Origin of the sequence: Streptomyces sp. Ru72 (assembly GCF_002920635.1) — a bacterium.
In the GTDB taxonomy this organism is placed as follows: Bacteria; Actinomycetota; Actinomycetes; order Streptomycetales; family Streptomycetaceae; genus Streptomyces.
Genome location: NZ_PQSR01000010.1, coordinates 77,275 through 91,258 on the forward strand (window position 1 = coordinate 77,275; position 13,984 = coordinate 91,258).

Consider the following 13,984-nt stretch of genomic DNA (forward strand, 5'->3'; position numbering starts at 1 on the left):
AACTGCATAGCAAGGTGTTCGCCGCGACGACCGTTGCCGCGCGGGGCCAAGGCCAGCGGCTGACCTGCACTACAGCCCTCCTCAACTTGCCGTGTAGAGCTCAAATACAGCTGGGCCGGTCGCCCTGGCGGGGGCGCCATTCCCTCGCCCGGCATGTCGACGATCTTGCTGAGCTGCTCGACGCATGGGACGTATCCAAGGCCGTGCTGATTGGGCATTCCTACGGCACTAACCTGGCGAGCCGGTTCTGCCTGGCACACTCTGACCGGGTTGCCGCGATGCTGCTGATGTGCGGGCCGTTCGTCGGTGATTGGCGCTCCAGAAGCCAAGCGGAGCGCGATCGCCGCATGTCCGCAGCACAGCAGGAACGGCTCCGCGCATTGGAGGAGTTGCCGGACCGCACGGAGGAACAGGAAGTCGAACTGCTCACGCTGGCCTGGTTCACCGACCACGCCGATCCCGAACGCGGGTGGGACTGGGCAGCACAGGGTGCCCGGCGGCGTCGCCCCGTCAACTGGACTATGAATGGTGAACTTGGCAGGGAAGGACGCGCGGACCCGCTCGATGCGCATCTGGCCGAGCTGCGCGCGTGCCTGCCCGCGCGAACGGAACTCCTCGGTGGGGCTGACGATCCCCGCCCGGTGTCGGCTCTTGAATCACTTGCGCTCCGGCTCGATCTTCCACTGACGCGGATCGAGGGCGCTGGGCACGAGCCCTGGCTGGAGCAGCCTGACGCCGTGCGTGCGCACCTTCGGCGATTCGTGCAAGGCGCGATGGGCGCATAGGGTTCCGGTTTGCTGGCTGACGTCATCCCCAGCTGCCGGCACGGCGGAGGGTTCGGTGTCGAAATGGGCCTCGACCTAGGCCGCTCATTTGGGTCGTCGCCGGACGCTGGGGCGGCCTTTGTCTGATCATGTGCTCCGACCAAGGTGCACCGATCGAGACGAAGGCCGTGAGGGTGAGTCTGCTGCCTGACGCCGGTCCCGGGGAAGCGTTCGCGCAAGCGTCACGCTTCCGAGAGAACTCTTTCGACTGCCTGGCCGCGCGCAGGGACGAACTGTTCGAGCTTGTGGACGCATTGCTGTGCGCGGACGGTCCGGTGACGTCGCCGGTGGATCTGACGCTGGTGGCCGAGCACCGGCGTGGGCACGGCGCCATGTACGAGGCATCGAACCACGGGAACGTGGACGTTCCCCGGCTTCGGCGGGTGCTGGCCGGGCTGCCGATGCCGCAGGCCGCCGACGGACGCCTGGTCCTGGCGATCGACGTCAGCAACTGGCTCCGCCCCGACGCCCCGACCAGCGCGGACCGCCTGTTCTGCCACGTCTACGGCCGCAGCGGCCGGTCCTCGGACCAGTTCATCCCCGGCTGGCCGTACTCCTTCGTCGCCGCCCTGGAATCGGGCCGGACGTCCTGGTGCCAGCTCCTGGACGCCGTCCATCTCGGACCCGATGACGACGTCACCGAGATCACCGCCGCCCAGCTCCGCCGTGTGGTCACGGACCTGATCGAGATGGGCCGCTGGCACTTACGGCGACCGCGACATCCTCATCCTCTTCGACGCCGGCTACGACGCCCCGCGCATGGCCCACCTCCTCGACGGCCTCCCGGTCGAGGTGCTGGGACGGATGCGCTCCGACCGCGTCATGCGACGGCCGACACCCACGCTCAAGGAGTACGCCCTGTCCTACCCCCAGGGCGGGCGACCGCCGAAACACGGCAAGGAGTTCCGCTTCGCCAAGCCGGACACCTGGGGCGAGCCGGACGCGGCCACGACGCAGGTCACCGACCGGTACGGCACCGCCCGCGCGATGGCCTGGGACCGCATCCACCCCCGCCTGACCACCCGCTCCGCCTGGATCGACCACACCGGCGAACTCCCCATCATCGAAGGCACGCTGATCCGCCTCCAGGTCGACCGCCTGCCCGGCGGAGGCGACCCGCTCCCGCTCTGGCTCTGGTCGTCCGCCACCGGCCTGAACAGCGAGGACGTCGACGTGCGCTGGCAGGCGTTCCTGAGGCGCTTCGACATCGAGCACCTCTTCAGGCTGATGAAACAGACCCTCGGCTGGACCCGTCCGAAGCTGCGGACCCCCCGAGGCCGGCGAGCGATGGACCTGGCTGATCATCGCCGCGCACACCCAGATCCGCCTTCTGCGCGGGGCCGCCGCCGACTTGCGGCGGCCGTGGGAGAAGCCCGCCGAGCTTGGCCGGCTCACCCCGGCCCGAGTCCGCCGGGGGTTTCGGAACCTCCGCCCGCACCTGCACTGTCCGGCTCGCGCGCCAAAGCCATCAACTCCCGCCCTTCGAACGAAACCGACTCAGACCATACAGAACAAGCTCAGGGCGACGGCCGTGGGTCCGTCTGTCGGGCGGGTGAGCGGCTGCCCGCCGGGTCCCGGCGCCACATCTGGAGCGCACGCCGAGGGCGTCGACCTGACGGGCGCGGTTGGCGATTCCTCGGCTGGCACAACCTGGCCGAGGACGTAGGCGAGTGATTCGTGCACAGTGAGCTCGAGGAGGCGATCCTGGCAGGGGTCGCGCACAACAACCCGAACTACGACCCAGGATGGGGTCCGTTCTTCTCTGCGCTCGTCGTGATCGCCGGGTGCGCGATCGTCATCGCAGGTGGGGTTGTGTCCATCGGCATGCGGCACCTCGAAGGCCGAAGGAAGCGGGGCGATCAAGCGGTTGGGCCGCTGATCCAAGCCATCGGCCTTGTCATCGCCGCCCTTGGCGTATGGCTGCTGTGACCGTGTGACGATTCCCCTACTGCGACAGCACCCGAGACGGCTCCACGGTCAGCAGACGTTGACCCGGACATCCCTGCCGTCATCGCCTCCGTCACCGGATGCCCACGATCATCAACAGCACCGGCACAATGCCGGGGTTTGGGAGTCCCCGGAAAATGCCGGTCAGCCTTTGGCGCCCCCAGTTATCCTTCGTTGTCCTGAACAGGCCAGGGAGGTCCCCGTCATGAGCAGCGCCACGCCCTTTCCCGAACGGATCGAGCTCTCAGGGGAGGGCCTCGTTCTCCGCGACTGGACGGAGGCGGACCTGGCCGCGATGCCAGAGCTGTTCGACCACCCCGACATCGCGTACTGGACACCGATCGTCTCCCCGTTCGACGAAGCGGCCGCCCGCGCACGACTGGACCGGGACCGCCAACTGCGAGCCGAGGGTACGACCATCCTGCTCGCCATCACCGTCGACGGCGGCGCACCGCTCGGGGAGGTGATGCTGCGGCGTACCCCCGAGGGCCCAGAGCTCGGCTACGCGGTCGGCCCGGCGCACCGCGGTCAGGGTCTGGCGGCGCGGGCGGTGCGAGTGATGGCCGCGTACGCCTTCGAGCAGCTGGGCGCGGAGCAGGTGATCCTGGAGCTGGAGGCCGAAAATGCCGCCAGCGTCGCCGTGGCCACCAAGGCGGGCTTCAGACTGCTCGACGTGCCGCTGATCAGGGGTGAGGAGAAGGGGCGGCCCTACGCTCTGCAGACGTGGGGTATGAACCGTTCCTGATCGACCAGCTGTAAGACCCACTGGAGTTCTGCCCATATCCGGATCTGTTCGACATCCGACATCCGGCATCCGCGTCCGACATCAACGGCAGCGGCCGTAGGCGACCTTGAGCTGCCTCTCATGGCCGATGGCTCCCCAAGTCCTTACGGCTGACGCCGCAACGGATCACACTCCTGAGACTGGTGGGGCATGGGGAACTCAGAGCCGCAGGCGGCCGCCGGTGATACCCGGTGCCGGCGGGCACACTCAGGCTGCGGCATGCCCGTGAGGGTCGGACACGAAAGCCATGATGTGAGGAACCGCCTCCCGCAGACTTGCAAAGTGACGGTGCACGCCCTCCACGGCTACGGCGGCGTTCACCCCCCACACCGTCATCCCGGCGCGCAGCCCGGACCGTACTCCGGACGGGGCGTCCTCGATGACCAGGCAGTCTCCCGGGGCGGCTCCGAGCTGCTCAGCGGCCACCAGGTACGGGACGGGAGAGGGCTTGCCCTCCTCGACAGCGGCCGCGTCCACGATCACGCCCGGCACCGGCAAGCCCGTCCGCAGGAAGCGGCCGCGCACGCGGTGCTCGTAGTTCGAGGTCACGAGCGCCCAGGACCCCGGTGGCAGGCCGTGCAGCAGCTCCGACGCGCCGTCGAAGGCCGCGTAGACGCCGGATCGGACGTCTTCGTCCTCCAGCTCGTGCAGCGTGGCCAGGCACTCGCCCGGATCTCGGTCCGCGGCGACCTGGGCGAAGGTCTCCATCGGTCGCGTACGCAGAGCCACCTGGCAGACCTCGTCCGCATCCAGCCCGTATCGCTCCGCCCAGGTTCCCCAGACCTTGCGCTGGTTGCTCACCGCGTCGATCAGCGTGCCGTCGACGTCGAACAGGACGTACTTCGTGCGGCCCGGCCGCCCAGGTTCACTGGTCGCCTTGATCATGCCGGCAGCCAGGTCAGGAACCGCGCGCGCTCTTCACCGCACCGACCAGCGTCAGAAGAGTCGGCGTTGTGCGCGGTGAAGGTGGAACCATAGGGCCCGGAGTTGAGCGCACAAGCTTCTCGGACGGGCTGCACAGCGTAGTGGCCGAATGCGACCAGTGCCACGACCAGCAGGGTAGGCGGCAGGTAGCGGCGGGCTATTGGGGATGGCATGGCGTGGTCCTACTGACGCTTCACAAAAGCCGATTGGGTCGTGTCAAGGCAGCGAGCCTACTACGCCGCTTTCGCGAGCCGCCCGCCGAGGCGGTCGACCTGACCAACGCGCCCGGCGATGCCGGTGGCAGCTGAGCCGATGGCCAGATCCCTGACACCGGGGGAGTGGCGGTGATCTGACCGAGCTGCACGGCTTCTTCGGAGCGCTCGGCGAAGACGTGGAGAGCAACCGGCCGCCCGCTTCGGCTTCGACACCGCTGCCGACTGGGTCACCGCCTGCCGGGAGATGACTACCGAACACCTCCGGGACCGCCCGCAACGGCCGCCCGTCCGCACGCGTCATCCGGCTCGAACGACGTCTGTCCGGGGCTCGGACCGGCCACTGTGGGAAAGCCTCGGCCTCTCGGCGCTCCGGCAGACATCGAGACGCTCACCCGCCCGATCGACGAGCTGGAACAGCAAGGTCGGCCTCGGCACGGAGCTGGTGGAACAGGATGAAGGCTGCGCGGCGGCACCGGCGACACCGTGAGCCGATGGGACAGCTCAACCGCCGGCCGCGTCGTCAGTCCGGTCCAGCTACGAGTGGTACTGCACACGATGCCCTGCGCCGCCGAGGTCCGCCACCCACAGGGACACCGCCCGGCAGCTGATCCGGCTCATCGCTTCAGGCGGTTTGCCAGCGCGAGGGCGTCTTGGGTTTTGGGGTGGGTCTTGCCGAGTTGGGTGTGCAGGATATGTGCGCCCCGGCGTGCGGGGTTCACTGCGGACGGGTCGTTCAATGCGTGCAGGGCCTGGGCTTTGAGGAGCAGGGCATAGCCGATGTAGAGGTGGTCCGGCGGGTAGTGGGCCTCGCGGATCCGCAGCGCCCGTGAGATGAGCGGCAGGGCTGTGGCGGGGTCGTCGAGGTCCAGGTGGACGGTCGCCAGGGCGACAAGGTCGAAGCTCACATAGGGGTCGTCCGGCCCGTGCGCGGCCTCGTCGATCTGCAGTGCCCGCTCGGCCAGCGGCAGCGCCGCCTGGTGGTCGCCGAGAAGGGACAGCGTCCGCGCGAGTGTCGCCAGGTCCGTTGCGATGGCGGGGCTTCCGGCCGGCAGGCAGGACTCGTGCAGGCGTAGCGCACGCTCCGCCAGCGGGCGTGCCGTCTGCGGTGCGCCGAGGTCCTTGTGGATCTGTGCCAGAGTGATCAGGTCGAAGCCGACCTCTGCGTCCCGGCCCTCAAGCGCTTCGTCGAGGGCGAGGGCGCGTTCGCACAGCGGAAGAGCCACTCTGCGGTCGCCGATCTGCAGGAGGAACTCCGAAGCCAGCCGCAGCAGCAGTGCCGTCTCCGCGGCGCACTGGGCCGGTGGGTCGGCCTTGGTCACGGCCAGCACATGCGGGAGCAGTCTGTGCCAGCGTGGCCGCGCGTCCGGATCGCCGTGGATGTCGTGCGGCACGGCGGTCAGCAGTGCACGGCACAGTTTGGCCCGGGATGCCACAAGCAGGCCGTCGGGCATCGTGGCTCGGATCGCCGCCTGGACCAGCCGGTGCAGCACCAAGGAGGAGTCCTCGCGCCTTGCGAGGCCCAGGCCGGCCAGGGTGCCGACCGTCGTGTCCCATACCAGCGGGTCGGCCGCCGCCGTGATCACCGGCTCCGGGCTGCCGGTGAACAGCTCCAGCGGGATCGGGTCGGGGGCCAGCAGGGCGCACAGTTCCAGCAGCGGCACCGCCTGCGGTTGTTCTCGCCGCAGTTTGCGCACGCTGAGCTGCCACAGCGTCGCGACGACCACGGCCGGCCGGTCGGCCAGTTCCCCCCGCGCGATCATTTCCTCCAACCGCGTTGTCAGCAGGGCCAGGTACTCCTCGGGCGCCGTCTGGTTGTAACCCATGTAGCCGGCCGCCTGCTCCAACGCGAGCGGCAGGTCCCCCAGTTGCTCCGCGATCCGGTCCGCCGTCCGGGCGGTCGTACCGGGCACCCGCCGGACCAGCAGTTCCACAGACTCCTTCCTGGTGAACACCTGCAGGTCCAGCACGTCGGCCGTGCCCGACCATCCGCTCACCCTGGTGGTGACGACGACGTGGCCGTTCCTCGCCAGATCCCCCGATGGCAGCGCGTGCACGAGCGCGCTGGGCTTCTCCGCGTTATCGAAGATGATCAGCCAGGGCCTGCGGTCCCGCAACGTGGCGTACACACCCGAGACGACCTGTTCCGAGCTGACCTCCACCAGCCCCAGCTCCCTGGCCAGCGACGCGAACTGCGATGCCACCAAGTCGGGGTCTTCCGCGTCGACGAACGCGACGAACCGGTACTTCGACAGATAGCGGTACGCGTACTCGACGGCGAGCTGCGTCTTGCCCACGCCGCCCAGCCCATGCACGACCTGTACCGCGATGCCGCCCGCCGAGGTGAGGCGGCGCCGCAGCTCACCCAGGGTGGCGTCGCGACCGGTGAAGTGGGAGTTGCGCGGCGGCAGCCGGTATGTCGCGGGCGTGGTCGGGCGCGGTGCGCGGTCACCGCGCGGCTCCGGCCGCAGTTCGGCCAGTGCGAGCGGGACCAGGAGCAGCAGCACCACCCAGGGGTGGACGCGCACAAAGTCGAGCGGCCCGGGCCAGCGACTCTGCCCGGAGGCGGCGTTGAAGGCGAGACTGCCGACGAACAGTACGAGCAAACCGGCCACCGCGCCGACCAGCCTGCGCAACATGACTCCCTCTCTGGTCGCGACGACGACGGGCCACGCGATCGTAGCCGAGAAGTCGCCCGGGCGGAGGGGGGATTGGTCGACACCGGTACACGCCGATTGCGCTGCGCGCGGTCGTGAGAAGGCGCGTCGGTGCGACGCCGATGATCCGCGGTCCCAAAGGGATCACGGCCTCTCCGCGGTGCACGTAGGCTTTGGTTGCACGCGGTCGACCGGGCGTGCCTGGCCTCTGCGCGAGGGTTTGGACGAAGGGGATGGTTCCGCTGTGACTCATGCTCGCGAGGAAGAAGTCCTGGCCCGGATCGCCAAGGGGCTGGTCTATACCGAGTCGGAAGCGGCCTTCCAGGACCCTCGGCGCCGCACCGAGCAGATCTTCGAGTACAACCACACACCACCGAGCGAAACGGAGAAGCGTCGATCGCTGCTCGTCGCGATTTTCGGCTCGGTCGGTGAACGCACGGTGCTGCTGCCTCCGTTCCACGCCGGCTTCGGCAGCAACGTCCACATCGGAGACGACTTCTTCGGGAATGTGAATCTCACGTTCGTCGACGACGTCGACATCCGCATAGGCGACGGTGTCATGATCGAACCCAGCGTGACACTGACGACGACGGGGCACCCGGTGCATCCCTCACGGCGTGCTGACTTCGGACGCTTCTCCGAACCGATCGTGATCGAGGACAAAGTGTGGATCGGCAGCAACGCGGTGGTCCTGCCCGGCGTTCGGATCGGATACGGCTCGGTCATCGGCGCCGGCAGCGTCGTCAGCCGCAGCATTCCTCCGATGACCGTCGCGGTCGGTACGCCCTGCCGGGTGGTCCGCCCCATCACGGACGAGGACCTCACCACACGCACCGCAGGGCGTTAGGGCTGGTGGCAGAGCTCCACGACCACGGGCACCGCCCCCTTGACCTCAAGTAAAGTTGAGCTTTTACGGTCGGTCTCGTCGAACCAGCTCGGCGCACAGTCGGAGGGACTGGCCATGGAGTACTCGCACAGCGACGCCGAACTGATCCAGCAGCCCATCGGCTACTGGACTTGGGCGGCCTACAAGGCCATCGTCACCCGCACGCGGGCCGCCCTCGCGGAGATCGGCACCACTCAACCACAGTGGTGGGTCCTCGCGCAGGTCGCGCGCGCCGACACCGTCAGGACCCGTAACGAGGTGTCCAGCCTCCTGCGGAACTACCTCGACACGGGTGCGGCAACCATGGAGTCAGAGATCGACAGGACCATCGCCCAGGGCTGGATCACTGAGGACGCCGACGGACGCCTGGGCATCACGGCCCAGGGGAGGGCGTTCTACGACAAGGCCGCAGCCCTTCAGGACGAACTGTGGGCGGAACGCCATGCGGGCATCTCTGACGAGGAGTACCTGACCACCCTCAAAGTGCTGCAGCGATTCATCCACAACACGCGCGGGCATGCCTGGCACCACTAGGTTCTGTCCGAACGAGCCGTGTGCCGCCGGGCGTAGGAGGAAGCAGCCTGCGCTTCGCCGGACGCTGCGAGACACCGATCGGGGAGTCGTTCGCAAGGCCCCGGTAGCCGTCGTGGGATCCGCCGCTCGGCACGGGACTGCAGGGACGCCGCCTCCGGTGCGGCGCCGGCTTGAAGACGAGCTCGGCGAAGTAGTGGCGTGTCACGCCTCTGAAGGCGGCGCGCGTACGATGCCGGTCGGGAATGAGGCAGTCGCACGGTGCTGCACGCGCCCGCGCCCGGGCCGGCAGCCACGGCCGTGGAGGGCGAGTGGCTGTAGCCGAAGCTCGCCACTGTCAGTCCGGCAGGGACGTCATGCCTCCAGTTCGGCCCAGACGGCTTTGCCGGTGTTGGTCCACCGCACCCCCCAGCGCGTGGTGAGCTTGTGGACAACGTGCAGGCCGCGCCCGCCGTCGTCAAGTAGCTCACCGCGGCGCAGGCGAGGCCGGCCATTGCCTGCGTCGCCGACCTCGCACGACAGGCGGCCTCTGGCCCTCACCAGCCGCACCGTGACAGGCCCGGTGCCGAACCGGACGGCGTTGGTGACCAGTTCGCTGATCACCAACAGCGCGCTGTCCCGGGCCTGGTCGCTGGTGTCCCATCGCCGCAGGAGGGGGGAGGCCAGGGCGCGGGTGCGGGCAGCCGAGTCATCGCGGGCGGGCAGCTGCCAGCTTGCGGTGTCCCGGCTCCGGCGGCCGGCCATACGGGCGAGCAGCAGGGTGACGTCGTCCCGCAGGCGCCCCTGAGGGGCCAGAGCGGCGACCACGCGACGCGCGGCCAACTGCAGATCGTCACAGGGGTGCACCTCGCGCACCACTTCCGTCAGCCGACCGATTCCGTCGTCGATCGAGGCTGCCGGGTCTTCCACCAGGCCGTCGGTGTAGAGGGTGAGGAGCGAGCCGGGCGGCGCGGCGAACTCCTGTACGTCGAACGGCTCCCGCACAGCGAATTCGGCTCCCAGGCCCGGGTGAGGTTGCGCCGTGAGGGTCTTGGCGGACCCGTCGGGGTGGACGAGGACCGGGGGCAGGTGGCCGGCATTGGACATCACCATCCGGTTGTCGACCGGATCGTAGACCGCGATGCAGCACGTTGAGCCCAGCGCGCTGTAGCCGGCTGCCAGGCCCGCGTCCGTGTCGTCCAGGAGCGTCACCGTCTCGTCCAGGCGCTCCAGCACCTCTCCGGGGCCCAGCCCGGCCGACAGCAGCGCGCGGGCCTCCATGCTCAGCTGGCCCATGGCCGCCGCGGCCCCCAGTCCATGCCCGACGACGTCACCGACGACCAGCGCGGTACGGTCGCACGGTAGGGGAAAGCTGTTCACCCAGTCACCGCCGACGCCCGCGCTGTCGGGGTTGGTGGGCTGGTAGACGCTGGCGACCTCGATGGTGTCGCTGCCGGCCCGCGGCAGCAGCCGGCGCTGCAGGGCCAGGACCTGAGCGTGCTCACGCTGGTGCTGGCGGGCCAGATCCACGTGACGGGCGGTCTTGGCCACGAGTTCCTGCAAGTCGAGCAGCTCACTGTCGCGGAAGAGGCGCTCCGGCCGCCGCCAGACTTCCGTCACGCCCAGCACGATCGGCCCTGGTGTGCCTTCTGGCCCTTCCACAACGAGCGGTATGCAGGCGACGCTCACCGGCCGGTCGCCTGGCACCAAGGCGCGCACCAGCTTCGGATCGTTGAGTGCCCGCTCGATCGGCTCACGGTCGGGAATGACGATGGCCTGCGGCACGTCGTCGCGCATGACCGCGCCGGCCAGGAGACGGCTTGCTTCGCGGGGAAGGTTGTCCCCGGGGGTCAGGTACCCCTCGGGCCAGGGGCGATCCGGCACCAGGGCCGCGCGCCGCAGCCGGATGCGCTCCTGCGCCTGCTCGGTGACGGCCTCTCCGGTCCACACGGCGTAATCGAGGTCGACGGCGGCCACGTCCCCCCACGCCAGCAGGGACTGGGCCAGGGACTGCGCGGTCTCGCCGATGTCCAATGACGTCCCGATCGCGGCCGCGGAGGCGTACAGGTGCAGCCGCTTGGCCATGGCGATCAGGGAGACTGTCAGACCTTCCTGCGGTGGTGCGGCAGGCAGGATGCTCATCGAGACCACCAGCTCCGTCCCGTCCTCCCGCCGCAGGCGTTGGACCCGGGCGACATGCGCCTCCCGCGTCTCGAGAACCCTCTGCAACCGCCGCGTGACCGTCGGTACGTCCCCGGGCGGCAGCAGATCGGCGAAAGCGGCCCCCGGCGCGGCACTCACCCCATCGAAGGGAGCGGCGTCCAGATTGCAGCTGGTGATCCTCAAACTCCGGTCGAGATTGACGGCCCCGAGAATCTGCTCCTGACTCCCGCTCTTCCTGTCGGCGCCCGCGGGCCGACCGGCATGGTGGTCGTCGGGCGAAGCGGCAGGATCTGCGGCCGCCGTTGTTCCGGCCCTGGGGATGTAATTCGCCAGGGCGCCGCTGACCATGTCGAACGGCGAACCGCAGGAAGGAGGGGGTGTGGGGTCCATGCAGCTCACCCAGCTCGCTGACTCCGGCGCATGCCGGAAAGCATTCCCGAGTACATGCGATCAAGCCCCGAGATCCCTTACCGCACACCTCCTGAATAACACACATACCCTGCTCACCGAAGAGGCAGAAGCGGGTAAAGGAACGAGCGGCACTGGCCGGCCGATGCCGGGGAGGGGCAGACCGCTCGAAGGGGCGGAGCGACGTTTCGCGGAGTCCGGCTGCGAGAGTTGCCGCGGCCGACGGCATGGAGTCGGTCGCTGGCAAAGTGCGGAAGGCGGCCGTGCTCTGCGCGTCGTGTCCGGTGCGGATCTTGGAGGCATCCTCGGGGAAGGCGGTGTCCCGAGCCCTTCAGGGCGAGCGCGTACACCCGGTGGTCGCGGCCGAGCAGCGGGCAGGGCGCGCCGAGCCGTCCGCTGAAGCGTGTGCCCACATGAACCGCTCAGGTGCGGACGTTGCCTCCCGAGGCTTGGCTTCTTGGAGATCCTGCGCCGGGGCCGGGAGCGTGGCATGGCGCGCGCAGGTCGGGCCCGTCGCCTTCCTCATGACCGGCCCGGCCTGTTTCCAGTGGGCGAGGGGGACGGCGGTCGGGACGTCGGGGCAGGTGTTGGGGCTCGGCGGTGAGCGCGGCCTGCTCCGCGGAGGCGACGGACAAGCGGTAGCGGGTCTTGCCGGCGATCCAGTCGGTGAACGCCGTCACTGTGTGAGGCGGTCCCGGCGGTGGGTCGGCGGCGTTGAGTTATTCGCGGACGTGAGTGTCCGCTGCGGGATGCGCGTCACCGCTGTCCGCGCCCAGGCCCGCGAGCAAGCGCAGCCCGTCCTCGGCGGGGCTGCCGGGAGCCGCGGACAGCACCAGCAGCTCCATGCCCGATTCGTCCGGTAGAGCGAAGTTCTCCTGGTGCAGTTCCAGCAGTCCGACCAGCGGGTGCCGGTACGCCTTGCGTCCGTGTGTGCGGGCACGCACGTCCGCGCGGGCCCAGAGGCGGCGGAAGCGCTCGCTGCCCATCGCCAGCTCGCCGATGAGCGAGGCCAGTCGGGGGTCCTCGGGGTATTTGCCCGCGGCCAGGCGCAGGTGCCCGACCACGTCGAGGGTGCACTTCTCCCAGTCCGCGTAAAGGCCGCGCTCGGCTTCCTCGAGGAAGATGTGCCGGGCGGTGTTCAGGCCCGGCATCGGCCGGCCGTAGAGGAGCCCGGCGAGGCGGTTCCCGGCGAGCACGTCCAGGCGGTGGTCCATGATCAGCGCGGGTGCGTCGGTGACCAGGTCGAGGACGCGCAGCAGCTCCGGCCGGAGCCGCCCGCCCGGCGCCTTCGCGCGGCGGCGGCGCTGCCGGGCGAGCCGGTAGAGGTGCCCGCGTTCGGTCTCGTCGAGGCCGAGGACGCGGGCGAGCGCATCGAGGACCTGCTCGGAGGGCTGGGTCGCGCGGCCCTGCTCCAGGCGCACGTAGTAGTCGACGCTGACTCCGGACAGGTGCGCGACCTCTTCGCGGCGCAGCCCTTCGACCCGGCGGCGGCTGTCGGTGGGGATGCCGACGGTCGACGGGTCGATTCGGGAACGCCGGTTCCGAAGGAACCCCGCAAGATCGTCCATGCCGCCCAGTATGCCCTCGGCGGTGCCCGTGAAGGTGGCCCTGCCGATACCAGGAAGTCCCGTCCGATGGAAGAAGCGTCCCTGAACGCCGGGCGCCGCGGCGCCCAGGATCGATGGCACCCGATCCGAAGGAGTTCCCATGAAGACGCTGATCGTCTACGCCCACCCGGAGCCGAAGTCGCTCAACGGCTCGCTGAAGGACCTCGCGGTGTCCACATTGCGGGCCGCCGCGCACGAGGTGCGGGTGAGCGATCTGTACGCGATGAACTGGAAGGCGGTCGTGGACGCCACGGACTACGGCCTCCACGCCTCCAGTCCGCTGAAGGTCGCCCTGGACTCGGGCCGGGCCTTCGACGCAGGCACGCTCACCCCGGACGTGCTCGCCGAGCAGGAGAAGCTGCTGTGGGCCGACACGATCATCTTCCAGTTCCCGCTGTGGTGGTACACGATGCCCGCGATCCTCAAGGGCTGGGTGGACCGGGTGTTCACCTACCACTTCGCGTACGGCGTCGGCGAGCACAGCGACACCAAGTACGGCGAACGCTTCGGTGAAGGCACCCTCGCGGGCAAAAAGGCTCTGCTGTCAGTGACCGCCGGCGGCCCGGAGTCGCATTACGCCGCTCGCGGGATCAACGGCCCCATCGACGATCTGCTGTTCCCGATCCACCACGGCATCCTCTACTACCCGGGCATCGAGGTACTGCCGCCGTTCGTGCTGTACGGCGCCGACCGTATGACCCGCGAGGACTACCCGGACGTCGCCAAGGCATGGCAGCAGCGCCTGCTCACCCTGGAGTCGACCGAGCCGATCGCGTTCCGGCCGCAGAACTTCGGTGACTACGAGATCCCCTCGCTGCACCTGAAGGAGGGACTGGAGGCCGCGGGCCGCACAGGTTTCGGACTGCACGTGCGCGGCTGACCGCCGACGATGAACACGACGAGCCGGGGCGCGAATCCGGGGACCGGCCCGAGGACCGTGGCGAACCCGCGGATGAGCGCCAGCGGACAGGGTGTCAGGGTGGGTTCCTCGGGCACGCTGTGCCTGCCGTCACGAAAGAGGACGGCGGCACAGCACGCGCAGCGGACACGGCCGATGGCCGC

10 protein-coding genes and 1 pseudogene are annotated in these 13,984 nt (G+C 69.4%); 7 read left to right on the forward strand and 4 right to left on the reverse strand.

The features are described 5' to 3' along the window. The first annotated feature begins 14 nt into the window (after positions 1-14). From C3488_RS07350 to C3488_RS07365, 4 genes and pseudogenes are all read left to right on the forward strand, one after another. Positions 15-785, forward strand: coding sequence for an alpha/beta fold hydrolase (locus C3488_RS07350; RefSeq protein ID WP_181138920.1), 771 nt, complete (start codon positions 15-17; stop codon positions 783-785). A 173-nt stretch (positions 786-958) separates the two neighbouring features. After that, positions 959-2,490: pseudogene (locus tag C3488_RS40420) on the forward strand (NF041680 family putative transposase). Positions 2,491-2,501: 11 nt separating this feature from the next. After that, positions 2,502-2,753: a hypothetical protein gene (locus C3488_RS07360; protein WP_103838498.1), complete on the forward strand. Its 252-nt coding sequence runs from the start codon at positions 2,502-2,504 to the stop codon at positions 2,751-2,753. Between the two features lie 223 nt (positions 2,754-2,976). Beyond that, on the forward strand, positions 2,977-3,516 hold the full coding sequence (locus C3488_RS07365; protein ID WP_103838499.1) for a GNAT family N-acetyltransferase: 540 nt from the start codon (positions 2,977-2,979) through the stop codon (positions 3,514-3,516). A 246-nt stretch (positions 3,517-3,762) separates the two neighbouring features. Here C3488_RS07365 and C3488_RS07370 read toward each other — a convergent pair whose 3' ends face one another. After that, on the reverse strand, positions 3,763-4,440 hold the full coding sequence (locus C3488_RS07370; protein WP_103838500.1) for an HAD family phosphatase: 678 nt from the start codon (positions 4,438-4,440) through the stop codon (positions 3,763-3,765). An 868-nt stretch (positions 4,441-5,308) separates the two neighbouring features. Further along, a complete protein-coding gene (fxsT, locus tag C3488_RS07380) occupies positions 5,309-7,330 on the reverse strand; it encodes an FxSxx-COOH system tetratricopeptide repeat protein (RefSeq protein ID WP_103838501.1) in 2,022 nt (673 codons plus the stop codon). Here fxsT and C3488_RS07385 point away from each other — a divergent pair. Beyond that, positions 7,329-8,195 (forward strand): sugar O-acetyltransferase, encoded by an 867-nt coding sequence (locus C3488_RS07385; protein WP_258053330.1) that lies wholly within the window; start codon positions 7,329-7,331, stop codon positions 8,193-8,195. The two genes, fxsT and C3488_RS07385, sit on opposite strands and share 2 nt — an antisense overlap. A 114-nt stretch (positions 8,196-8,309) precedes the next feature. Continuing rightward, entirely contained in the window at positions 8,310-8,768 is a 459-nt protein-coding gene (locus C3488_RS07390; RefSeq protein WP_103838503.1) for a MarR family winged helix-turn-helix transcriptional regulator, read from the forward strand. A 351-nt stretch (positions 8,769-9,119) separates the two neighbouring features. On the opposite strand, the gene C3488_RS07395 is transcribed toward C3488_RS07390, so the two are convergent. Together C3488_RS07395 and C3488_RS07400 are read right to left on the reverse strand one after the other, a co-directional pair. After that, positions 9,120-11,297, reverse strand: a complete 2,178-nt coding sequence (locus C3488_RS07395; protein ID WP_181138921.1) for a SpoIIE family protein phosphatase — start codon at positions 11,295-11,297, stop codon at positions 9,120-9,122. A 737-nt stretch (positions 11,298-12,034) separates the two neighbouring features. Further along, positions 12,035-12,883: a helix-turn-helix transcriptional regulator gene (locus tag C3488_RS07400; RefSeq protein ID WP_103838541.1), complete on the reverse strand. Its 849-nt coding sequence runs from the start codon at positions 12,881-12,883 to the stop codon at positions 12,035-12,037. A 139-nt stretch (positions 12,884-13,022) separates the two neighbouring features. On the opposite strand from C3488_RS07400, the gene C3488_RS07405 reads away from it, so the two are divergent. Beyond that, positions 13,023-13,802 (forward strand): NAD(P)H-dependent oxidoreductase, encoded by a 780-nt coding sequence (locus C3488_RS07405; protein ID WP_103838505.1) that lies wholly within the window; start codon positions 13,023-13,025, stop codon positions 13,800-13,802. Positions 13,803-13,984 lie beyond the last annotated feature (182 nt).